Origin of the sequence: Methylocaldum sp. (genome assembly GCF_035627495.1) — a bacterium.
Taxonomy (GTDB): Bacteria; Pseudomonadota; Gammaproteobacteria; order Methylococcales; family Methylococcaceae; genus Methylocaldum.
In genome coordinates this window covers 38142-61270 of sequence record NZ_DASPLO010000159.1, presented here as the reverse complement: position 1 = coordinate 61270, position 23129 = coordinate 38142, and the positions used below count along the sequence as shown (strand labels likewise).

Sequence of the window (23129 nt, the reverse complement as noted above, 5' to 3'; positions counted from 1 at the left end):
AGAAAGGTAATGAAGCACATGCGAATCAGGTCGAATCGATGCCTCAGGGGGGCGACAGCGGGGATGGCGTTAGCGGTGGCGGCCGGGGGGCTGCTGTCAGGGTGCGGCTTGAAACCGAAGCCCTTGAGCCTGCAGGAGCGGCAAACGGTGCTAACGGAAGACCAGGCCGTTTTGTTCACGCAGCAGGAACCGGTCACGCAACCCTTAACCCTTTACGAGGCGATGGCGCGGGCGCTCAAATATAACCTGGACCACCGCGTCAAAATGATGGAAAAGGCGGTGGCCGAAGGGGGCGCTACCCTGGCGCGATTCGATCTGCTGCCCCAACTGATGGCCGACGCCGGCTACCGTGACCGCACCAATTTCAACGCATCGAGCAGCAAGGCGATCGAAACCGGCGAGCAATCCCTGGTGACGTCGACCTCTCAAGACCGGACCCGCTATTTGGGCGACCTGGTGTTCCGCTGGAACATTCTGGATTTCGGCGTGAGCTATTTCCGAGCCCAGCAGGAAGGCAACCGCGCCCTGATCGCGGAAGAAAACCGGCGGAAAATCTCCCACAAGCTCATGCAGGATGTGCGCAACGCCTACTGGCGGGCCGTCAGCGCGCAACGGACCGAACGCGAGATCCTGCCGGTCCTGGAGGAAGCCAGCGAGGCGCTGGCCTTGTCGCGGGAAGCGGAACAGGAAAAACTGCAATCTCCCCTGGAAGCCCTGCAATACCGCAGAGCATTGGTGGAAATCGTCCGTCGCCTGGAAACCCTGCTAGAACAGCAGAAAATGGCCAAGGCCGAACTAATGGGGCTGCTCAACCTGCCGTTGAATCGCCCGGTGCCTTTGGCCGAACCGGAAAATCCCGATCAAATGGCCTTGCCGGCGCTGGACCTGCCCATAACCCGGATGGAAGAACTGGCCCTGCAACTCCGTCCGGAATTGCGCCAGGAAATGTACCAGACCCGCATCAGCGTGGCGGAAACCCGGAAGGCTTTGCTGCGCTTGCTACCCGGTGTGGAAGTCAACTTCGGCGGCCATTACGACAGCAACTCGTACCTGCTCAACCAGAACTGGGCCGAAATCGGCGCGCAAATTTCCAAGAACGTCATGGAATTGCTGTCGGCTCCGGCGGCCATCGAAAATGCCGACAATCAGAAGGCGTTGGCGGACTCCCGCCGCTTGGCGGCGCACATGGCCATCCTCACCCAAGTGCACCTGACCCAGGAACAGCTGAGTCTAGCCAAAAAGCAATACGAGTGGTCGAGGGAACTCGACGATTTGACCCAGAAAATCAATCAACATACTGAAAACAGCGTGATGAACGAGGCCATGAGCCCGTTGCAGCGGATACGCTCATCGGTCGAAGCGGTGCTCACCAAGCTCCAGCGCAACCAAGCCTTTGCCGATGTCCAGGCGGCCACCGGCCAGCTGTACGTCTCGCTGGGCATCGACCCGCTGCCTGACGCCGTGGACGGGCATGACGTCAAGTCGCTGGCCAAGGCGCTCAAAGCGGTCGATTTCGAATGGATGCAAGGACATTTCCCCCAGCTCCAGACCGCGCCACGGTCGACGGGCGAAAATGGCATTAACGGAAAAGAGAAGGGCGGTGACGCCATTTCTTCGCGTTTCGATCATTCCGATCGGACGTCCGGTTAAGGGAGATGATTGTGCCTTTGACAGCCCGGATCGCCGGTATTGCCGCCGGCCTATGGATCGTTGTCGCCTTATCGCCGTGCATGGCGGAAGACGGCAGCGGCCCGGCGCTTACGGTGCCTCCCCAACCCGAGATTCGCGCCCAGCTCAACCCCCGTCACACCACGACCCTCTCGGCGGAACTGCCCGCCAAGATCCTTCAACTGACGGTGCGGGAGGGCGAGCGTTTCACGCGCGGCCAAACCCTGATCGGCTTCGACTGCGCCGTTCAGCAGGCCCAGTTGAACAAAGCCCAGGCGGTGCTGCACGGCGCGCAGAAGACCTACGAGGTCAACTCGCGCCTGTCCAAGCTGCAATCCATCAGCAGCTTGGAAGTGGAACTGGCGGCGGCCAAGGTGGCGGAAGCCCAGGCCGATATCGCCTTGAACAAAGCCTATCTGTCGAAATGCCAGGTGACGGCACCCTTCGACGGGCGGGTGGTGCAGATTTCCGCCCATGCCCATCAATACGTGAAAATCGGCGACCCGATCATGGAGATCCTCAACGATCGCCAATTGGAACTGCGCCTGATCGTGCCGTCGGTTTGGCTGCGCTGGCTCAAGACCGGCGAACGGTTCAACGTCCAGGTGGAGGAAACCGGCAAGGGCTATGTGGCCGAAATCGTCACTTTGGGGGCGCGTATCGACGCCGTGAGCCAATCCATACCGCTAGTGGCCCAGATTACCGGCCAGCCCCCGGAATTGGTCCCCGGCATGAGCGGCAAGGCGATCTTCAACCTCCATCACCCTTAGAGCCTTCCCGTGAATGCGGCCCATGCCGAACGACGTCAGCTTATCGGGCTGACCACCCTGTTGCTGCTGCAAAAAAATGCGCGCCACGCGGCGGAACTCGCGGAGCTGGCGTTCATCGCGGTCAACGACACCCGCCAGTTGCTGGAATACCGCCAGGCGGCGTTGTGGCAGGCCCTGCCACAATCTAAAGTCGCCGCGGTGTCCGGGATCGCGCTGGTCGATCCCCATGCGCCTTACGTGACATGGCTTCAGCGGCTGGGAGAGCATCTCGGCCAGGGACCGGGCGAAAACGCCGCAGCCTTTCAAGCCGAGGATCTGCCGCCGGAGTTGCGGGAAGATTGGAAACGATGGCTGCCCCGCCATGCCCTTTGGCTGCCTTTCCCTGCCAAGGGCGGGCCCTTGCCGGGTGCGCTTTTATTAGCCAGAGACCAAGCCTGGAACGAAGGGGAGATCCATTTGCTGGGGGAGTTGGCCGATGCCTACGGCCACGCCTGGCAAGCATTGCAGACGCGGAGTCGATGGTGGCGGGATATCCGGATCGGGCGGAAAACGCTTTGGCTGGTTTTGACCACGGCTTTGATTTTTTGCCTGCCGATCCGCCAATCGGTGCTGGCGCCGGCCGAGGTGGTGGCGGCCGATCCGACCATTGTGCGCTCGCCGTTGCAGGGTGTGGTCGATCACTTTCAGATTGAGCCCAACTTGCCGGTGGAAAAGGATCAACTCCTGTTGACCCTGGAAGACACCGACTTGAAAAACCGGCTGGAGGTGGCGAAGAAGTCATTGGCCGTCGCCGAGGCGGATTATCGCCGCGCGGCCCAGTCGGCCGTATTCGACGATAAAAGCAAGGCGGAGTTGACGATTCTCAAGGGGCGCATGGAACAACACGCGGCCGAAGTGAGCTATATGGAAGACCTGCTGGTGCGCTCCCGGGTGACAGCGCCTCACGCCGGCATTGCCATTTTCAGCGACGAGCACGATTGGATGGGACGTCCGGTGGAAATCGGCGAGCGCTTGCTCATGGTCGCCGATCCCCATGACGTGGAATTGGAAATCCGGCTGCCGGTGGCCGACTTTATCCGGCTGGAGGACAATGCCGAGGTCGCGATGTTCCTCAACATCGCGCCCCAGCGTCCCATCGAGGCCCGGCTCCATTCGGCGAGCTATCAGGCCGAAGTGACGACCGACGACGTCCTGGCCTACCGCCTTAAAGCACGCTACTTGAAAAACCAGGCCCTGCCCCGAATTGGCTTGAGGGGAACCGCCAAACTGTACGGCCAGCGGGTTACTTTGTTTTATTACGTGTTTCGCCGCCCCCTGGCGGCTCTCCGGCAATGGCTCGGGTTATAGCGGGACAGCCTCAAGGTTTGCCGCCGCTGCGCGAGGAACTCACGCTCCTTCCCGGTCCGCGCCAGGTCGATGGCGCGCCGACCTGGACCCTGCACGATCCGGCGAGCAACCGGTTTTTTCGTATCGGTTGGCGGGAGTTCGAGGTTCTGTCCCGTTGGCATCTGGGCGAGCCGTCCGCTATCGCCGAGGCCGTAAACACGCAGACGACACTGACGGTGAGCGCGAACGACATCGGCGGCTTTGCGGAATTTCTCGGACGACACAGCTTATTGCGCATGCCCGGCGTCGATAGCCGCCGCTTCCTGGAGCAGGCGCAAAAAGCCCGCCGGAGCCCGTGGGCCACGCTGTTGCACAATTATTTATTCTTCCGCGTTCCGCTGTTCCATCCCCATCGCTTTCTGGCCCGGATTTACCCCCGCATCGCCTGGATCTACTCCGGATACGTCGCCCTGACGCTGGCGCTGCTCGCGCTGATCGGCCTTTATCTGATATCGCGGCAATGGGAGCGGTTCATCGGTACCTTCCTGCATTTTTTCGACTGGTCCGGTTTGGTCTATTACGCCGCCGCCATCAGTGCGGCCAAAATCGTCCACGAGCTGGGGCATGCGTTCACTGCGTTCCGCTACGGTTGCCGCATTCCCACCATGGGCGTGGCCTTCATGGTCATGTGGCCCATGCTCTACACCGATGTCGGCGACGCCTGGCAGATTGTCGCGCGCCGGCCCCGGCTCGCCATCGCCGGGGCCGGCGTCGCCGCGGAAACGGGACTCGCGGCCGTCTGCACCTTATTGTGGAGTTTCCTGCCTGACGGTCCGGTGCGGAGCGCCGCGTTTTTGTTGGCCACCTCCGGTTGGCTGTTGACCTTGGGCATCAATCTGAACCCCTTCATGCGTCTGGACGGCTATTACCTCTTGGCCGATTGGCTGGGCGTGGACAATTTACAGCCGCGCTCTTTCGCGTATACGCGCTGGCACTTGCGCCGCCTGCTGTTCGGTATTGCCGACGCCCCGCCGGAAAGACTGCCGGCGCGAAGGGCGCGTTTCTTCATCGTTTATGCCTGGTGCACCTGGCTGTACCGGTTTTTTCTGTTCCTCGGCATCGCCCTGCTGGTCTATCACTTCTTTTTCAAGCTCGCCGGATTGTTGCTCATGCTGGTGGAAGTCGGTTGGTTCGTCGCACTGCCCGTGGCACGGGAACTGCTGGTCTGGCGCCGGCTGCCGGCCCACGCCTTCAACGCCCGTCGGACCCGGATCACCTGGGCCTGCGCGGTCTTTCTATCGGGCTTGCTGCTCGTGCCCTGGCGCACCGGCGTTCAAGTTCCCGCGCTGCTGAAGGTCGAAAACTATGCCGAAATCTTTGTTCGGCACGGCGCCCGTTTGGACGCTCTTCTGGCCGGCGATAACCAACGCGTCACAGCCGGGCAGCCGCTGGCGGTCCTGAGTTCCGCGGACCTCGACTACAAGCTTGACGAAGCGCGCCAAGAGGTCGATCTGCTCCAATGGCAACTGGCCTATTTCGGGCTGGAGCTGAAATTGATGGAGCAACGCCAGGTGCTGCTTAAACAACTGGAGACATCCACGGCGAAGCTGTCCGGTTTTCAGGAACAGCGTCGGGAATTGACCGTCCAGGCTCCGATGGCGGGAGTCATCCGGGATGTGAGCGATCAGGCGGATATCGGGCAATGGCTGGGCGAAGGGGAACGCTTGATGGTGGTGGTCGATCCCGATCGCCCGATGCTCGAAGCCTATATCGCCGAAGACGAATTGCTGCTGATCAAGGAGGGGGCGCCGGCGCGTTTCTATCCGGATGATCCTAGCCTCCCGCCGGTGAACTGCCATGTGATCCGGGTCGATCACGCCAGCGCCGCCGCACTGCCCCCTTATTTCGCCTCGCTCTACGAGGGTCCGCTGCCGGTCCGTCCCGTCAGCCGATCCGGTTCCTCCCTAGTTCCAGAAACGGCGGTCTACCGATTGATCCTCAAGCCCGACGAGGGTGATTTTTCGCCAACCGGCGTTCAACCGGTGATCCGTGGCGCGGCGCGGGTGGAAGGCGTCGCCCGAAGTCTCCTGGAGCGGGTGTGGCGGCAAACGGTTGCAGTGTTGATTCGGGAGTCGGGATTCTAAGCGGGAAATAGATGTTTACTCGGACCTGTTAGAGCATTTTCTGGTCTGGTGTAGCGCCCGTTATCGCGGGCGCTACAGGTCTTAGCCCCGTTCGGACGCCCCGAGCATCGGAGTCCGGCACCGGAATCGCCCAACGGGGCGCGGCAGGAAGCCGCGCTGCGACCGAGGCACACGGACGTGCCTTCGGTCGGCCCCGGTGCCGGACGAGACGCGCAGGAGCAGGGCGTCCGCCGGGTGGCCTTTTCTTTGGTTCCTTTCTTTTGGCCAAGCAAAAGAAAGGAACCCGCGTGCGGGGCGGCTCCCCGCTCCCAAACGAGTGGCCGCCTTCGGCGGCACCTTGGGCAGCGCTTCGGGATATCGATCTCGCTAGACCGAAATGAAAAACGCTCTAACTCTCGAAGTCGAAAACGGCGTCGGGTTGCGCTTTTTCCGTGGCGTTTACCTGTCCGAACGGAATGATCCCTGGCCGAGACTACCCGCCATGTCGGTCGTAACTGAGGACAGCGTGGCCGAAATCCAGCAGCGGAACCCCCAAAAACCGCGCCAACCCTTCGCCGCCGGCTTTCATGACTTCGCGATGATTCCAGGCGAATACCGGTCTTAGAATCGGTGCCAGGGCATTCATCCAAGCCTTTTTCGTGTGGACATTCCAGTCGTGGTTTACTTTCGCGTTGCGGCCATTCGGCCGAAACTCCCATCGACTGTACCCTTCGAGTTCTCCCAGAGCGCGAGCTTCGAGCAGGACCGGGCGTTCGATGCGTGTTACCTCCATGTCTATGCATAGTTTGTATGGAAGCTTGGTGCGCCAGACATAGCGGAGCACCAAGCCGACACCGGAGGGTTCTCCGGGTGCGATTTCGGTGACGTTTTCTATAAACGGCCACCATTGAGGACTAAGCCGAGTATCGAACATGGCATCCCAGACGGTTTCCCTGGGTGCTCCGAGATGCCAAGTCGTGGTTAAACCGTACCCATCTTGTCGAGAACCTAGCCTAAGACTCATGGTTCGTCCCTGAATTTTCCAAAGTAAAGCCGTAGTCGAATCACAACCTCGGCTCTTTCCTTGCGGGAAAAGGAGTATTAAGGCGCCTTATTCTCAGTAGACAAAACCGCCGGTTGTCGAGTTCTGCGGCGGATTGTTGCCTTGTGTAACGAGACGTTGAATCAGAAACTGACGCCCGCCTGCAACCACCATTTCTGGGTATCGACGTTGCCGGCGAACGCCCTGGGATTGGACGAGTTGTAGTCGGCGAACTTGAAGAGCAGGGAATAATGCTTGCCGAATTTCTTCTCCACTTGGACGTCGAATTCCTCGCCGTAACGGATGTTGCCGGTGTCGTCCCGGAAATCGTGGTAGACGAACCAGAGATCCACGCCATAAAGATTGGTTTTGAACGTGCCGTACACATCACGGATGCCGTCGGCGGGCGTCACCAGGAATTTGTCCGCCCAGCCCTGAAAGGCGTGCAGCGTCGCGAGCGGCGTGCGGAAGCCCTGGCCGTTGTCCGAGCCCAGTTCCTCGAATGAGCCTTTGAAGACGAAGCCCCACAGATCGACGCCGCCTTCGGCCATCCAGTAATCGACCTTGAAGTCTCTCGGGTTTTCGGCGTAGTCCTCCTGCCAGGCGTATTCGGCTGTGTAAAGGGCCTTGATCTTGTCGGTGATCGGCGTCGCGCCGTCAAAACGGACGCCTACGGTTTGGGTGGAATTGGTGAAGGTATTGAACGTCCGGGTCGGAAAGCTTTCGTTTCTGTTGTCGTAATCCAGCCATTCGCCGTGAACGACGAACTTCCCATAGGGTAATCCGGTATAGGCGATATTGAAGACGGGCGAATTCATGCCGATGGTGCGGGAGGTGATGTCCTGCACCTTCCAAATGTAACCGGCGGTGATGGTAGTGTCGGGCAAGCTGGCGTTGGTGATGGCCACGGCGTCATAGGTCTGTTCCAGTTGCCGCCAGATGACGTTGCCGATGAAGCGGTGGTTGTCGAAGATGATCCGCTGACGGCCGACTTTCACGTTGGTTTGAGGCAGGCCGCCGTAATTCACCCATAACTGGTTGACCTCGTTCTCCTGGGGATCGGCGATGACGGGATGGCGTATTTTGTCGTTGCGGGTGCTGTTGTAGTCGTTGGTGAAGATGTCCTGGTTGCCTTCGTATTCGGCGAATGCCTTGAAACCGTGGAATTCCGGAGTCAGATAGCCGATGCGCGTCCGGATCATGTCGGCCTTGGCCACCTCGGACAGGTTTTGTTGATCCACGTATTCGAACCGATACCGGATGTCGACGTTGAACTTGCCGCCCCCCACATTCATCGCTTTCTCGATACTCTCGTTAAAGCCCTCCGCAAAGGCGGGGCTGGTGGCGCTAAGCCCCAACATGAAAAGCCGCACAAAACCGCCGCTGCTCAGCGGCCGACTGATAACCTGCATGACCGAACCCCCACTTGTTCTGATTAAAATTAGATAATAAAAAAGGCGTCGTCCGCGATATCGATACCGCGGGCGGACGCCTTTGTCCGAAAGCCGGGCGCCACCGTCGGCGCTCGACTCTAGTTGCTTATAGTCTTAACAGAAAGCGTGCCAAGCCCGTTTAACGGGCTAAGAAGCTGTCTTCGAACTACTGCGCGCCGCCATACGCGCGTTGCTCAAGGGCTCAAAATCCTCATGTACGCCTCTGTACACTCCGGTTTTTCGCCCTTTCGCGCCTTGTCCTGACGTCGCTCGTGACGTTTGAAGACAGCTTCTAAGCAAACCGGACAAGGCGGCAGGCGGCGCGGTGCCGGTGAGCGCACACATTGTGTGCGACAAAAAAGTGCGCGATGCGCGAAATGCGGGCGGAATCCATCGTAAAGTCAATCCGTCAGCCCTTCCAAGGTAAGTAGGGTTCGGGCCACGTCCGCGACGCGCATGTTGCGGCTCATCGCCGTTTTGCGCAGCAATTGATACGCATCCTCCTCGTTCAGTCCTTTACGCTGCATCAGAATGCCTTTCGCTTTATCCACTACTTTCCGGTCGGCCAGCTGAATCTTGGTTTCCTGCAACTCGCGTTTGAGGGCTTCGAACTCGCGGAAACGGGCCATCGCCACCTCGACGATCGGCATGATGCGTTCCTGACTGAGGCCGTCCACCACGTAAGCGCTAACGCCGGCCTGCACCGCCTGGCGGATGTAGTCGCTGTCGCGCTTGTTCGAGAACAGGATGATCGGTTTGGGCTGGTCGCGGCTGATCTCCCGCATTTGTTCCAGGGTGTCGCGACCCGGCGCTTCCAGATCCATGATGACGATGTCCGGCTGGCACTCCTTGAGTTCTCGAAGCAAGTTATGGCCGTGCTTGATCCGTGCGACGACATGATGGTTCGCATCGCGCAGGGCTTGCTCCAAAATGGCGCTTCGGGCCGAATCCTGGTCGACCAGCATGATTCTCAGTCTCATGGGTTGACCCTGGCCAATGCGTCCAGTGTGACCTGCCGGTTGTGCAGCTCGAAGCGTTCCAGATAGTCCATTGGACGGAACGGATCGAATACGAGTCCGTCCAGGAACCGATCCGCACCCAGCGTTAGTGGCTCGGAGGCTTCCCGGAGGGTCCACGGTTCGTCATGCTGTCCTTCAGTTTTGTAGTCCAGAGTGGGGCAGGGCAGGCCCAGAGCCTGGGCGGCTTCCCGGTAAAGGTCCGGGCGATAGACCTCCTCCGCAAGCTTACGCATGTCGATCGGGGCACGGAGCTGTCCCCAACGGTACATTTGCGTGATGAACCAAACCGCGTGCGAGCGCCAAGGAAAAGTCGCTGCATAGCGGAAGAACACGTTGAAATCGGGAAGGGGCGTCGGCGCAGCGTCGATCTGGTAGTGAAACGAGCCGGTCATGGACATTTTCACCACGTCCGCCGGCGCGTTGACGTAGTCCTCGCGGGCCAGGATGTCGACCACTTCGATGCGGTTTTCCGATTGGTCGATCCATCGCGCCGTCTCCAGCAGCGCCATCAGCAAGGCCCGGTGAGTGTTGGGGTGCCGCTCGGCCCAATCGCGGTTCACGCCCAGCACCTTTTCCGGCTTGTTGTTCCAGATCTCGTAGTCGGTGATCAGAGTCCGTCCGACGCCGGTGGTCACGGCCTGCGCGTTCCAGGGTTCTCCGACGCAGTAGCCGTCGATCTCTCCGGAGCTCAAATAGCTCACCATGTGCGGCGGCGGGATGACGACCAGGCGAACGTCCCGGTCCGGATCGATGCCGCCGGCGGCCAGCCAATAGCGCAGCATGTAGTTGTGGGTTGAAAACGGAAACACCGTGGCGAAGCACAGGGATTCGCGCCCCGCGCTTCGACCGGCTTCGATCGCTTGCTTCAGGGCGCGGGCGCTCATGGGCCGCTCGGCCGCGGCCGCCGGATCGAGTTCCGCCATGCGCCGGTACAAGTCTTGCGAAACGGTGATGGCGTTGCCGTTGAGATCCAGCGATAGCGCGGTTATGGTCGGCTTTTTCAGCTCCCCGAGGCCCAGCGTCGTGGCGATGGGCATTGCCGCCAGCATGTGGCCGCCGTCCAGCACGCCGGTAAAGACCTTGTCGCGGACGTTGGCCCAGGATACCTCCCGGGAAAGCGTTACCTCGAGGCCGTGTTTTTGAAAAAAACCTTTTTCATGAGCAATAACGAGCGGAGCGCAGTCCGTTAGCGGGATGAAGCCCAAGTTGAGCTTGGTCTTTTCGAGTCCTTCGCCGCCTCCGGCATGAACGCCGGCCCGCAGCCATTGGGGAACCAAGGTCATGACTTAAGGATCTCCTTGTCCGGAATTATCGGGTTGATAACCTTGTGGAATGTCTAAAGCGGATCACGATGCTTTCGAAAGCGCTCTGCCGCGAGTGTTGATTAGCACTGACCATGCCAGAAGCTGCCGGAACCTAGCCATAGAGTGCTCGGCATTTGGGGAAGTTAGGCGGCGAGCCGATACCTACAGAGTGCATCCGTAATGGTAGGCCGGGATAAGCCTGTCCTGAGCCCCGTCGAAGGGGCGTCAGCCGTTCCCGGCGCTCGGGTGCCGTATGACAAATCGGTAGGGCGAGGCGCAACGCGGCGAGCGGGCAGGCCACGGAAGGCTTGCCTCAGACTCGCGAGTGAAGCGGGACGGCGTAGCGTGGCGAGGCCGATTTGCACGCATAGCGCCTGAAGGGTACGGCACACGGATGTGCCGTATGAAACGCGGAGCCAGTCCTGAGCCAAGTCGAAGGGCCTCTTATTCGAGCCTACACAATGCCTCAGGCTGGGCATACGGAATTTGATGCGCACAAACACGAAGCAACATCGGCGCGTTGTTGCTTCCTAGAAATACTTAAGCGTTAATGCCTGGCAACAAAGATTTGAGCTCGGGAATGCAGGAACCACAATTCGTTCCCGCTTTGAGCGCTGCACCAATTTGTTCCGGAGTGGATAGATTCTGCTTCTGAATGGCGCGTTTCAAGGTGTTGATGCCTACGCCGAAACACGAGCAGACGATGCGCCCCTGATCGTCCTCCGCCGAAGCGGGTTTTCCGGCCAGAAGACTCATGCGAGTTCGATCGGGCACTTCATCCAAAGCGAATAAACCGGCCAGCCAACTGCGGGGCGGCAATTCGAAGCTTCGATTGACGAACATGCAAAGCTGCAGTTGTCCATCGTGCAGAAGCGCGCAACGGTAGCGGCCCGAGTGCGAATCGGCGAACTCCAGCCATTCCTCCTTGCCTTGCTCCGGTATCGCGGGAGAGGGTTGATGCGGTGAAGGCAAGCCGGTCAGTCCGCGTACCCAGGCAGGCCAATCGGGGGGCGATTCGGGACCCGCCAGCTCGTAAAGCCAATAGCCGTCTCCGCGTGTCGTGACGCGGTACTCGACCTCAAAGGGACCGAGCGGTTCGCGTGACAGCAAGAAACCATGCCACGCCGGTCGGTAGGGCGCGATCCGAACGGGCGTGTGCTTGGATTCGGGCTCGCCGGATAAAGGGTCGGTCGCCGGATTCACCAAAGCATTGACCAATCCCTTGGTCGTATTTAGGCCGCTCCAATGCATCGGTACGAATACCGAGCCGGGTTGCTGATCTTCGGTGACGCGGGCCCGGGCCAAAGCGTGGCCAAAGCGGCTCTCCAGCCGAACCAGCGCGCCGTCCTGAATGGCGAAGTGGGTCGCATCGTGCGGATTCAACTCGGCGTAGGGTTCGGGGGCATGATTCGTCAGCCGGGCGGTTTTGCCGGTGCGGGTCATCGTGTGCCATTGGTCGCGGATACGTCCGGTATTGAGCACGAGAGGATAAACCGCATCGGGCGTGTTGGCCGGCGCTCTAGGGACAACCGGCACCATTCTGGCGTGGCGGCCGGCGGTTGAAAATCCGCCTCCGTCGAACAGGCGCGGGACGCCCTCGGGATGAAGCTCGTTGACAGGCCATTGCATCGGCTTCAAGGCGTCGTAGCCGGCTAGGTCGAGTTTCGCCAAACCCGAAATGTCGAACACGCGCTCGCCATCGTTCCGAAAGCCGGAAAGCCGTGCGTGCTCGACGAAGATTTCCCAAGGCGATTCGTAGCGAAAGCCTTCGTCATACCCCATGCGTTGCGCAAGCCGGCTAACGATCCACCAATCCGGCTTCGCTTCGCCGGGCGGCGCGAGAAACGGCCGCTGGCGCGAAATGCGTCGCTCCGAATTGGTCACGGTGCCGTCCTTCTCGCCCCAAGCCAGTGCGGGCAAGTTCACATGGGCGTAGCCGCCCAGATCAGTGCCGGACTCGCATTCCGAAACCACGACGAATTCGCAGCGGCTGAGGGCATCCCGCACGGCGTTCGCATCCGGCAAGCTGACCGCCGGATTGGTAGCCATGATCCAAACCGCTTTCACGCGTCCGTCGGCGACCGCTTGAAACAGCTCCACCGCCTTGAGTCCGGGCTTCTCCGGTATCCGCGGAGCGTTCCAGAATTCCTGCACGATCCCGCGGTGTTCGGCGTTCTCGATCTCGAGGTGTGCCGCGAGCTGGTTGGCGAGCCCTCCGACCTCCCGTCCGCCCATGGCATTGGGCTGACCGGTCAAGGAGAATGGGCCCATGCCCGGTTTGCCGATCCGCCCCGTGGCAAGATGCACATTGATAATGCTGTTGACCTTGTCCGTGCCGCTGGAGGACTGGTTGACGCCCTGCGACCAGGCGGTAACGACTTTTTCGGTGCGAGCGAACCAGTGGTAAAAAGTCGCCAAGTCCGCCTCGGGAACGCCACAGGCTTGAGCGACGGCGGGCAGAGATCCGGCGGTTTCGCGTGCGGATGCGAATGCCCCGGCGTAATGGCTGAGATGGTTTTCCAGGAAACCGAAATCGATCCTGTCGTGTCGACGCAGATAATTCAGGAGCCCGTTGAACAGAATCACATCGGTGCCCGGCCGGATCGCCAGGTGCAGATCGGCGGATTGACTGGTCGCGGTTCGGCGGGGATCGATGTTAACGATCTTCAGCCGGGGATTTTGCTGTTTGGCTTTAACCATGCGCTGAGACAGCACGGGATGGCACCAGGCCGCGTTGGAGCCGACCAGCACGATAAGATCGGCGAGTTCCAGGTCTTCGTAGCAGCCGGGCACCGCATCCTCGCCGAACGCCCGCTTCTGGCCAGCGACTGTGGAAGACATGCAGAGGCGGGAGTTGGTGTCGATATTGCCCGAGCCGAAATAGCCCTTCATGAGCTTGTTCGCGACGTAGTAATCCTCGGTTGTCAGTTGGCCGGAGACATAGAACGCGATGGCGTCGGGACCGTGGGTTTTGATGACGCGTCGGAAGGCGTCGGCTACCGTGTCCAAGGCTTCGTCCCAGCTGGCCCGACGATCGCCGATTTTGGGGAAAAGCAGCCGGGTTTCCAGCGACAGGGTTTCGCCCAGCGCCGAACCCTTCGAGCATAGCCGTCCGAAATTGGCCGGATGTTCCGGATCGCCCTTGATGTCCGCCGACTGGCGACCCGTCGGCACCGCCAGCACGCCGCAGCCGACGCCGCAGTAAGGACAGGTGGTGCGGGTGGGAGGATTGCTTGTGTTCATTGGGTGATCCTTAATCGTATTGCGCGACAACGGCGGAGGTATTTTTGCTGGTTCCCAAACTCCAGCTTGGGAATCAACAGAGATAAATGTTCGTCTCCGCTAAGCGGTTTTCATCACGATTTAGCGGCGTGGATTGGGACGTCGCTCGTACACCCAAATGTAGGCCGGAATAAGCCCTTCGACTTCGCTCAGGACAGGCTCCGCGTTTCCGGCGTTTTCGTCCGTCGAGCGCCGGGAACGGCTGGCGCCCCTTCGACAGGGCTCAGGACAGGCTTATCTCGGTCTACCATCCGTGATCTGAGCAGTCGTAGGTTGGCAATCCTTTGGCGATAAATCGGTCTGGGGGTGCTACACCAAACCGGAAAATGCCCTAATCGACCTTAAAAAACAATTTTAAGCAAAATAGGTTTGGCATGTACTCATGCCAAACCTACTCAATGATCATCCGGCAGCACGCCCACCTGCGGCATGTTGGCCAAGCCGGTTTCGCGGGCATGCTCTTGGAAAGCCCGGTTGCGCCAGAAGAAGGCTCCCGGCATGGTTGTGGGAATCACCAGCACGTAAAAGAGGGCGCGGCCCGCCACTGCCGTCGCCGTGATCGCCAGTGCCGCCGTCAGCCAGGCCAGAAGGCCGGCGGCGCCATCGGGGCCAGTGCTTCCCAGCACCGCAACAAGGACGAATCCCAGCGCCAGCCCGCCGTTTCTGGCCAGATAAGTCTTTCCAAAGGTGGTGCGCTGCTCCAAGTCGGAGGCGGCCGCCTCGCCGCCGCGCCGGACGAGATAACGCCGGTGGGCGATCAGACCCAGTCCCTCGATAGCAATCCCCAAGGCCATCGGCCAAGCGAGACCCGCCAGGAGTCCGCTAAAAGTCTGGCCCTGCACGGCGAGGCTCAGGGCATAGAAGAGCCCCACCATCAGCGCGCCCAGGGTAAGCATATTGCCGTAGAAGCTGGTGGCGACCTGCCAGTGGTCCCAGAAAGGACGCGCCGGAATTCGGTAGATGCGGTACATGGCATAGAGCGCCGCCGGTCCCGCGACGGCGGCGACAAAGCCGCACAGCCCCCTCAGAAAAGAGAAGGCGGGTATCACTGTGAGCAGCGCGTAGCCCGACAAGGCGCCGTAGAACACCGCCAGCGACGCGACCTCGCGGCTTACCGGCGAGTACTTGAGGTTGTTGAAGGCGCGGTAAAAGCGGTGCGGCTTGCCCAGGTGCATCGTCGAGAGGGCCAGGGCGAAGGTTTGAAGGCCTAGGAGGATGAACAGCAGGACCTTGAAAGTTGCCGGATGAGCCGAGGGCGCCAGGGCCTCGAATCCGAACCGAGGACCCAGGTAGAGGATCAGGAAGGCACCGATCACGCCCTGTGAAAGGAGGGTGAAGACCACCAACGGGTCCTCGCGCGAACTCAGTTTGCGCAGATTCCATTCGGGCTCCGGCATCCGTTCCGCAGCTTGGGTCCGGTAGGTGTCTTGAGCTTCCGCTGCCCGAACGTAGCGGAGAGGCATGCTGTCCGGACGCGTCATCTCGGAAGGGAGTGGCTGGGTCTGCTGAAAGCGGATGTTGGGATGGGTGATGGACGGGTCAGGAAAGCCGGGGATGGCGAGCTTCACCTCTTCGCGGTTTTCCGGGGGCGTTTCGATCACCCCGAAATCCAGCGCGCCCCCCAGACACGCCGCCGCGCAGGCGGGTTTAAGCCCCACTTCGAGGCGGTCCACGCACATATTGCACTTGGACACCTGCCCTTTGACGGGATCGAGCTGGGGCGCGTTGTAGGGGCAGACCCAGGTGCAGTAGCCGCAGCCGAAGCAGATGTCCGGGTCCTGGAGCACCGCGCCGTATTCGGCGAACTTGGTGTAAGCTCGGGTCGGACAGCCCTTGAGGCATACCGGGTCGTCGCAGTGGTTGCAAGCCATGGAGATGTTGAGGCGCCGGTAATCGGGGAAGGTACCGCCCTCCAGATAGCCTACCGAGCGGAAGCTGAGGTGGGCGGGCAGGTCGTTCTTCTCGCTGCACGCCGCCTCACAGGCATGGCAGCCGATGCAGTTGTCGGCGGTGAAGTGGAAGCCGTGCTGCTTATAGCGGTTCGGATTGGTACCTACGCCTGGATTGTTGTTGATGTTAAGGCTTTGGCCAGCCAGCGGATGATCTTCCTCCACCAACTGGATGGGCTTGCCGTGTTGGTTGATTGCCGCGCCGTTGGCGGGCGGGACGAAGGCATAGGCCGGTTCTTCTTCGCGTACCTTGATGAACATGATTTGATTTACCTCATACCGCAAAGTGCATGTTCTGCACGGTGCCGTAATGTCGTAGGATGCGGTGACGTAGGAACCGCATCGCTCGCGATCGATCGGTGCGGTTCGGGTACTCACCGCACCCTACGGCTTACCTTGCTGCTCGCTTAAAAACTTCGCGCCGCCACGTTAGCCGCCGCCGCCGCCTTCTGATCCGCCGCCGGTTCGATGCGCACCGCGCACTGCTTGAAGGCGGGTTGGCGCGAATGGGGGTCCAGGAGCCCCAGGGTCAGGCGGTTCACGCATTCGTGGAAGTGAAAGGGGATAAACACCATATTGGGCGGGACCCGCTGGGTGAGCTGGACCAGCACCACCGTTTCCCCCCGACGGGAGACCAGGCGGGCATAGCTCATGTGCCCTATGCCCAGTTCCCGCGCCGCATCGGGGTTCATCTCCATGTAAGGGGTGGGGCTGAACTTGTTGACGTTGCCGATCTTGCCGGTGCGGGTGCGGGTGTGGAAATGCTCCACCACCCGCCCGCTGTTGAGCCAGAAGGGATAGTCGCCGTCCGGACGTTCGTTGTCATCCTCGAAGGGCAGCGGAATGAGCTTGGCCCTGCCGTCGGGATATTGGAATACGCCGTCGGCGTAAAGGCGCGCGGCGCCCTGTTCCGACCCTTCCGAGCAGGGCCACTGCAGGCCCCGGCCGGCCTCGATCTTGTCGTAATCCATTCCGGAATAATCCAGGAAGCGTCCCCTGGAAAGCTCCCGCATTTCCTCGAACACCTCGGCCGGCGTTTCCGGAAAGCGGAGGTTCCGACCCTGCTCGAAGCGTTTGGCCATCTGGTTGAAAATCCAGAGGTCCGGTTTGGCCTCCCCCGGCGGTTCCGTGACCTTGCGTACCAGGTTGACGCGCCGCTCGGTGTTGGTGAACACGCCCTCCTTCTCGCCCCACAGCGCCGCCGGGAGGTAAACGTGGGCGTACTGGGCGGTTTCCACGTCGCTGTAGGCGTCCTGCACCACCACGAACTCCAGCTGCTCTAGGTTCTTGCGGATGCGCTGGCTATTCGGCATGGAGGTCAGGGGATTGGTGGCGATGATCCACAGTCCCTTGACCTCTCCGCGCTCGATGGCCGGGAAGATGTCGGTCATGAAGAGGCCCCGCTTCTCGGGAAAGAATTCCTTATTCAGGCCCCAGTATTTGGCGATGGTTTCCCGGTCCTTCTCCTTTTCCAGTGCCCGGTAGCCCGGCAGCCCCGAGCAGGAGGACCATTCGCGGGTACCCATGGCGTTGCACTGGCCGGTGATGGAGAGGCTGGTGCCGCCGGGCCTTCCGATGTTGCCGGTGATGAGGTTGAGATTGTTGATGCCCACCACACCGTCGCTGCCATGGGTGCTCTGGTTGATGCCCATGGTCCAGATGCTCATGGCGGCGCCCGCCCTGGCATACAGCCGGGCCACCTGGCGGATGGTATCCGCGGGAATGCCGCAGACGCGCGAAGCCGAGACTGGATCATACTTCTTGACCAGTTCGGCGAACTCCACGAAGCCGCTGGTGTGCGCCTCGATATAGGGTTTGTCCTCCAGTCCTTCCTCCAGAATCACATGGGCCAGCGCGTTCAGCAGCACCACGTCGGTGCCTGGTTCGATGGTCAGGTGAAAATCCGCCATCTGGGCGAACATGGTGACCCGCGGGTCCACCACGACCACCGGGAACCGGCGTTTTTCCAGGGCCTGCTTGAGGCGCCAGAAGATGATGGGGTGCTGCTCGGGGAGATTGGAGCCGAAGGCCAGGAGGCATTCGGTGTGGGCGAAATCGTCGTAGCAGCCGGGCGGGCCGTCGCTGCCGAAGGAGCGCTTGTAGCCGGATACCGCCGAGGACATGCACAGGGTGGTGTTGCCGTCGTAGTTGTTGGTGCCGAGGACGCCGCGGGTGAGCTTTCCCAGGGTATAGAACTCCTCGGTGAGGATCTGGCCGGTGGAGAGCACGGCGAAGCTGTCCCGCCCGTAGGTTTCCTGGATGCGCTTGATTTCGCCGGCCACCCGGTCCAGCGCGGGGTCCCAGTCGGTGGCGCGGAATGGTTCGGCGATGTTTTCCCGCAGCAGGGGGACCCGGCCGCGGTTGGCGCTGTCGAACAGCTCGTATTCGAAAATCCCCTTGATGCACAGCTTGCCCTGATTCACGCGGGCGTCGCCCACGCCCCGCGCGGCCACCCCCTTGCCCGCGGCGTTGACGCCGACCTCGATGGAGCAGCCGGTGGAGCAGTAGCCGCAGGTGGTGTAGCGCCAGTCCACGACGCCTTTGTCGGCGATTTTGATGGGATTTTTCTGATGACGTCCGAACAGCATGGCTCAGTCTCCCGCCGCTTCGGAGGGCCGGCCGAGATACACCCGGCCGGCTTCCACCTTCACGGCATAGGTGCGCGTGCAGCCTGTGTCGGGGGCGACCGCCTCGCCGGTTTCGAGGGAAATCACCCAGTTGTGCAAGGGGCAGGCGACGTGCTTGCCGTGCACGATGCCTTGGGACAGCGGGCCGCCCTTGTGGGGACAGCGGTCGCGGACGGCGAAGAACTCGTCTTCCACGGTGCGGAACACCGCGATATTGCCGAAGGCGGTTTCGACGATGCGGGAACCCTGAAGCGGGACGTCCTCGACTTGGCCGATTTCTATCCATTCGCTCATGTGCTTCACCCTACCTTTCTCAGCGGCATGAATTGCCCGCGCTCGGATTCTTTGGCCAGTTCCGCCCAGGGGTCGACCTGCGCGTTCTTCTGGGATTCCAGGAACCGTTGATGCAGCGCCTTCCGGCCTTCCGCATCGTCGACGATGCGCTGCTTGACGTAGGCGAGCCCCACCCGCTCGATCCAGTGGGCGGTGCGTTCGAGATAGCGGGCTTCCTCGCGGTACAGTTGCATATAGGCGCCGCAGTATTCCTTGACCTCCTCCTCGGTCTCGACCTTGCAGAGGAAGTCCGTCGCCCGTACCTTGACCCCGCCGTTGCCACCCACGTGCAGTTCCCAGCCGGAATCCACCGCCACCACGCCGAAATCCTTGATCGTGGCTTCGGCGCAGTTGCGCGGGCAGCCGGACACGGCCAGTTTCACCTTGGCCGGGGTCCAGGAACCCCAGGTCATCTTCTCGAGGTCGATGCCCATCTTGGTCGAATCTTGCGTGCCGAAGCGGCACCACTCCTTGCCGACGCAGGTTTTGACGGTACGCAGGGATTTGCCGTAGGCATGGCCGGAGACCAGCCCGTGCTTGCCGAGCTCCGCCCAAATCGCGGGTAACTGCTCTTTCGGCACGCCCAGGAGGTCGATCCGCTGGCCACCGGTGATCTTGACCGTAGGAACGGCGAACTTCTCCGCCACGTCCGCGATTGCCCGAAGTTCCTGCGGATTGGTGACGCCGCCCCAAATGCGCGGAATCACGGAATAGGTGCCGTCTTTCTGGATATTGGCGTGGGCCCGCTCGTTGATGAAGCGCGATTGCGGGTCATCCCGGTACTCGTCGGGCCACTGGCAGAGCAGGTAATAATTGACCGCGGGCCGGCAGGAATGACAGCCATCGGGGGTTTTCCAATTCAGTAAGCGCATGACCTCGAGGATTGTCTTCAGGCCTTCCGCGCGAATGGTCTCCCGCACCTCTTCGTGGGTATGGTCGGTGCATTTGCACAGCGGCTTCTTGGCAGAGCTGACCGAGTAATCGCTGCCCAAAGTGCTTTGCAGAATCTGCTCGACCAGCCCGGTGCATGAGCCGCAGGAGGCGGAGGCCTTGGTGTGGGACCGTACCTCCTCCAGGGTGAACAGCTTTTTCTGAACGATGGCGTCGACGATCGTTTTCTTGCACACCCCGTTGCAGCCGCAGACTTCGGCCGTGTCCGGCATGAGTGCCGCGCGGTTTTCCGCTCCGTGGCCGGAGTCGCCCAAATGCGCCTGGCCGAACAGGATGTTTTCCCGGAAGGCGGCGATATCGGTGCCGTCGCGCATCATCTGGAAATACCAGGCGCCGTCCCCGGTGTCTCCATAGAGCACCGCGCCTTTGATGCGGTTGGACTCGACCACCAACTTCTTGTAGATGCCCCGCGAGGGGTCCTGGAACAACAGCTCTTCGTAACCGTTGCCGCCCTGGAACTCGCCGGCGGAAAAAAGATCGATGCCGGTCACTTTCAGTTTTGTGGAGGTTACCGAGCCCTCGTAGCGGGCGATGCCGTATTCGGCCAGGTGATTCGCACAAACCTTGGCCTGCTCGAACAGCGGGGCCACGAGGCCGAATAACTGTCTCCGGTGTTGCACGCATTCGCCCACGGCATAAATGCGCGGATCGAAGGTCTGCATCGTGTCGCTGACCAGGATGCCGCGCTCGCAATGGATGCCGGCGCTCTTGGCCAGCTCGATGTTGGGACGGATGCCCACCGCCATGACCACCAGGTCGGCCGGGACTTCCGAGCCGTCCTTGAAGCGCACGGCGGTGACGCGGTCGCTGCCGAGGATGGCTTCGGTCTGCGCTTCCATCCGGAAATCGAGGCCGCTTTCCTGCAAGGCGCGTTTTAGGAGATCGGCGGCGGGCTTGTCCAACTGCCGCTCCATCAGCGTGTCGAGGAGATGCACCACGGTCACCGTCATCCCCCGTTTCTTGAGGCCGTTAGCCGCTTCCAAACCCAGCAAGCCACCGCCGATGACCACGGCATGCCGGTATTTCTCGGAAGATTCCAGCATCAGATCCACGTCGCGGATGTCGCGGAAACCGACCACCCCCGGCAGTTCCTTGCCCGGCACCGGCAGTATGAAAGGCATGGAGCCCGTCGCCAGCAGCAGCCGGTCGTAGGAAGCTTCCATACCGTCCTCGGTGCGCACCAGGCGCCGGCGACGGTTGATTTCCGTGACCTTCCGCCCTTTATGCAGGGTGATGCCGTTGGACTCGTACCAGGAGTCGTCGTTGAGGATGATGTCGTCCAGCTTTTTTTCGCCGGCCAGGACCGGGGACAACAGGATGCGATTGTAGTTGCAGTGCGGTTCGGCACCGAACACGGTGATGTCGTATGTATCGGGGGCGATTTTCAGCAGCTCTTCCACTGTACGAATGCCGGCCATGCCGTTGCCGATGACGATGAGTTTCTGTTTTTTCATGGCTTACCTACCTCCGGGATAAATCCCACTCGTCAAATCAAATTTTTTGTAGGATGCGGTGATCTAAGGAACCGCATCATTCACGTGCAATACCGTCTATAAACGCCTAAACCCTCCCGTGAGCCTGAAACAGGCACGCCATCAGCAACCCGAACAGAAGCAATGCCGTCAATTGCCAGAACAGGACCGGATTGCGTTGGTACAGGGGGATGGGGCGGCTGGAGATGCGCTTGCCGCCGCCCTTGGACAATCCCGACTCCAATTCGAAGGCCAGTTCTATGGCGTCGGCATAGCGCTCGTCGGGGTCAACCGCGACGGCGCGGGCCAAAGCCGCGTCCAGCCAGACCGGCAGATCCGGGCGGCGGCCGGTCAGGGGCCTGGGCTTTCCGAATCGGGGGGTGCTGAAGGGTTCAATTTCGCCGTAGGGATAGGCGCCGCCGGAGAACAGGCGATAAAGCGTGACGCCTAGGGCAAATACGTCGCTGGCGACGCTGCCCCGCTCTCCGTGGAACAATTCCGGCGCCATGTAGCTGGCGGTGCCCGGCATCGGATCGGCCTGGTCCTCGTCCCAAGCCGGCAGCCGCGCTATTCCCAGGTCCAGCAGTTTCAAGCCGCCGCCATCCGGAAGCAGGATATTGTCCGGCTTGATATCGCGGTGCACGATCTGTTGGCGGTGCAGGGCGTGCACCGCCTTGCACAGCTTAAGGGCGAGGTCGATGCCCGGCTCCAGGCCGATACGGGCTTTCCGCCCCAGGTATTGCTCGAGCGTCGTGCCGGGATAATAAGGCATGACCGAATAGAGGCGGCTCTGCCGTCCCGGCGGCTGCTCCAGAATCTCGGCCACCCACGGGCTCTTGACCCGCGCGCCGATCCAGGCCTCCCGGAGAAAGGCGTCGTGGTATTCCCGCTCGCTGGCCACCCGCGGATGCGGGAATTTGACCACCACAGGGTTGCCGTTGCGCCGGTCGATGGCCAGGAACAAGGCACTGTAGCGCCCGGAAGACAATGACCGTTCCAGTTGAAAGTCGTCCACCGTCTCGCCGGGGGTGGGCAGCTCCAGGATGGGCAGGGCCTCGATGGTTTCCCGCAGCGATTGCCGGTCGGCCTTGGGCAGGGCGATGACATCCATCACCAGAGCGGTGATGTTGTCGTTGCTGCCGTGTTCGAACGCCAGTTCGACCAGAGTGTCCGCACTGCTTTGGGGCGTGGCCCGTTCCAGCAGGATGCGGGCGATCTCCGCTTGTCTCAGTGCGCCGTAAAGACCGTCGCTGCACAGCAGGAAGCGGTCGTGGGCTTCCAGAGTGTGCACGGCGTAGTCGGTCCGGAGCAGAGGTTCCAGGCCCACGGCTCGGTACAGGATGTGATCCAGTTCGGGGCCATTCAGGGTGTGGTCCGCCGTCAGAAGTTCCAGCCGCTCGCCGCGCAGCCGGTAGACGCGGGAGTCGCCGACGTGCACCAGATGGGCGCGGCGGCCCCGGAGGATCAGCGCGCTAAAGGTCGTGGCCATGTGGGCGAGATTCGGGTCGCGCCGGCCCATGGCGTGTATCCAGCGATTGGCGGCATCCAGACATCGATCCAGCAATTGTTCCATGCCTAAGGTTTCCGCCAGGCTGTAATAGGCTTCCATAAAGCTGTGCACGCAGAGTTCCGCGGCCACGCGGCCACCCTTGGCCCCACCCATGCCGTCCGCCACCGCCGTGACGACGCCGCGACAGGCTAGATCTTGCGGTGAAGGCTGGGCGATACCCACGTAGTCCTGGTTGTCTTCGCGCCGCCCCTGGAGGGACGCGAAGGCGGCGCGCAGGGAGAGTTGTCCGTTCGTAGTCACTGGTGTTTCCTTACTCTGAA

14 protein-coding genes are annotated in these 23129 nt (G+C 61.3%); 4 read left to right on the top strand and 10 right to left on the bottom strand.

Going from position 1 to position 23129, the window contains the following annotated elements; all coding sequences use genetic code 11:
- Nucleotides 1-63 precede the first annotated feature (63 nt).
- Genes VEB01_RS14015 through VEB01_RS14000 form a run of 4 tightly spaced genes read left to right on the top strand, consistent with a single transcriptional unit; the run spans nt 64 to nt 5908 of the window.
- Nucleotides 64-1650: a TolC family protein gene (locus tag VEB01_RS14015; RefSeq protein WP_324876445.1), complete on the top strand. Its 1587-nt coding sequence runs from the start codon at nt 64-66 to the stop codon at nt 1648-1650.
- A gap of 11 nt (nt 1651-1661) precedes the next feature.
- The gene (locus VEB01_RS14010; RefSeq protein ID WP_324876443.1) at nt 1662-2438 is read left to right on the top strand and encodes an efflux RND transporter periplasmic adaptor subunit; all 777 of its coding nucleotides are present in this window, start codon (nt 1662-1664) and stop codon (nt 2436-2438) included.
- A 9-nt stretch (nt 2439-2447) separates the two neighbouring features.
- Nucleotides 2448-3785 carry an efflux RND transporter periplasmic adaptor subunit gene (locus VEB01_RS14005; RefSeq protein WP_324876441.1) on the top strand — a complete coding sequence of 446 codons (1338 nt, stop codon included), beginning with the start codon at nt 2448-2450 and terminating at the stop codon, nt 3783-3785.
- Nucleotides 3770-5908: an HlyD family efflux transporter periplasmic adaptor subunit gene (locus tag VEB01_RS14000; protein ID WP_324876440.1), complete on the top strand. Its 2139-nt coding sequence runs from the start codon at nt 3770-3772 to the stop codon at nt 5906-5908. The genes VEB01_RS14005 and VEB01_RS14000 overlap by 16 nt, the downstream gene beginning before the upstream one ends.
- A gap of 472 nt (nt 5909-6380) precedes the next feature.
- On the opposite strand, the gene VEB01_RS13995 is transcribed toward VEB01_RS14000, so the two are convergent.
- The 10 genes from VEB01_RS13995 to VEB01_RS13950 form a co-directional block, all read right to left on the bottom strand.
- Nucleotides 6381-6911 carry an SRPBCC family protein gene (locus VEB01_RS13995; RefSeq protein ID WP_324876438.1) on the bottom strand — a complete coding sequence of 177 codons (531 nt, stop codon included), beginning with the start codon at nt 6909-6911 and terminating at the stop codon, nt 6381-6383.
- A 161-nt stretch (nt 6912-7072) separates the two neighbouring features.
- Complete coding sequence (locus VEB01_RS13990; RefSeq protein ID WP_324876436.1) at nt 7073-8341, bottom strand: alginate export family protein; 1269 nt, start codon at nt 8339-8341, stop codon at nt 7073-7075.
- A gap of 422 nt (nt 8342-8763) precedes the next feature.
- Nucleotides 8764-9342 (bottom strand): ANTAR domain-containing response regulator, encoded by a 579-nt coding sequence (locus tag VEB01_RS13985; RefSeq protein ID WP_324876434.1) that lies wholly within the window; start codon nt 9340-9342, stop codon nt 8764-8766.
- On the bottom strand, nt 9339-10664 hold the full coding sequence (locus VEB01_RS13980; protein WP_324876431.1) for a CmpA/NrtA family ABC transporter substrate-binding protein: 1326 nt from the start codon (nt 10662-10664) through the stop codon (nt 9339-9341). The genes VEB01_RS13985 and VEB01_RS13980 overlap by 4 nt, the downstream gene beginning before the upstream one ends.
- Before the next feature lie 561 nt (nt 10665-11225).
- Nucleotides 11226-13928 (bottom strand): nitrate reductase, encoded by a 2703-nt coding sequence (locus VEB01_RS13975; protein ID WP_324876429.1) that lies wholly within the window; start codon nt 13926-13928, stop codon nt 11226-11228.
- 434 nt (nt 13929-14362) lie between these two features.
- Complete coding sequence (locus VEB01_RS13970) at nt 14363-16177, bottom strand: DmsC/YnfH family molybdoenzyme membrane anchor subunit (RefSeq protein ID WP_324876427.1); 1815 nt, start codon at nt 16175-16177, stop codon at nt 14363-14365.
- Nucleotides 16178-16323: 146 nt separating this feature from the next.
- Complete coding sequence (locus VEB01_RS13965) at nt 16324-18504, bottom strand: molybdopterin oxidoreductase family protein (RefSeq protein WP_324876425.1); 2181 nt, start codon at nt 18502-18504, stop codon at nt 16324-16326.
- Nucleotides 18505-18507: 3 nt separating this feature from the next.
- Nucleotides 18508-18837 carry a nitrite reductase small subunit NirD gene (gene nirD, locus VEB01_RS13960; RefSeq protein ID WP_324876423.1) on the bottom strand — a complete coding sequence of 110 codons (330 nt, stop codon included), beginning with the start codon at nt 18835-18837 and terminating at the stop codon, nt 18508-18510.
- 5 nt (nt 18838-18842) lie between these two features.
- The gene (gene nirB, locus VEB01_RS13955) at nt 18843-21281 is read right to left on the bottom strand and encodes a nitrite reductase large subunit NirB (RefSeq protein ID WP_324876421.1); all 2439 of its coding nucleotides are present in this window, start codon (nt 21279-21281) and stop codon (nt 18843-18845) included.
- A gap of 106 nt (nt 21282-21387) precedes the next feature.
- The gene (locus VEB01_RS13950; protein WP_324876419.1) at nt 21388-23109 is read right to left on the bottom strand and encodes a bifunctional protein-serine/threonine kinase/phosphatase; all 1722 of its coding nucleotides are present in this window, start codon (nt 23107-23109) and stop codon (nt 21388-21390) included.
- Nucleotides 23110-23129: the final 20 nt, after the last annotated feature.

What these genes read in the sequence shown, in the direction of transcription:
- VEB01_RS14015 (WP_324876445.1), top strand. Translation starts at nt 64, where the DNA reads ATGGCGTTAGCGGTGGCGGCCGGGGGGCTGCTGTCAGGGTGCGGCTTG.
- VEB01_RS14000 (WP_324876440.1), top strand. Translation starts at nt 3,770, where the DNA reads ATGGCTCGGGTTATAGCGGGACAGCCTCAAGGTTTGCCGCCGCTGCGC.
- VEB01_RS13995 (WP_324876438.1), bottom strand. Translation starts at nt 6,911, where the DNA reads ATGAGTCTTAGGCTAGGTTCTCGACAAGATGGGTACGGTTTAACCACG.
- VEB01_RS13990 (WP_324876436.1), bottom strand. Translation starts at nt 8,341, where the DNA reads ATGCAGGTTATCAGTCGGCCGCTGAGCAGCGGCGGTTTTGTGCGGCTT.
- VEB01_RS13985 (WP_324876434.1), bottom strand. Translation starts at nt 9,342, where the DNA reads ATGAGACTGAGAATCATGCTGGTCGACCAGGATTCGGCCCGAAGCGCC.
- VEB01_RS13980 (WP_324876431.1), bottom strand. Translation starts at nt 10,664, where the DNA reads ATGACCTTGGTTCCCCAATGGCTGCGGGCCGGCGTTCATGCCGGAGGC.
- VEB01_RS13975 (WP_324876429.1), bottom strand. Translation starts at nt 13,928, where the DNA reads ATGAACACAAGCAATCCTCCCACCCGCACCACCTGTCCTTACTGCGGC.
- VEB01_RS13970 (WP_324876427.1), bottom strand. Translation starts at nt 16,177, where the DNA reads ATGTTCATCAAGGTACGCGAAGAAGAACCGGCCTATGCCTTCGTCCCG.
- VEB01_RS13965 (WP_324876425.1), bottom strand. Translation starts at nt 18,504, where the DNA reads ATGCTGTTCGGACGTCATCAGAAAAATCCCATCAAAATCGCCGACAAA.
- nirD (WP_324876423.1), bottom strand. Translation starts at nt 18,837, where the DNA reads ATGAGCGAATGGATAGAAATCGGCCAAGTCGAGGACGTCCCGCTTCAG.
- nirB (WP_324876421.1), bottom strand. Translation starts at nt 21,281, where the DNA reads ATGAAAAAACAGAAACTCATCGTCATCGGCAACGGCATGGCCGGCATT.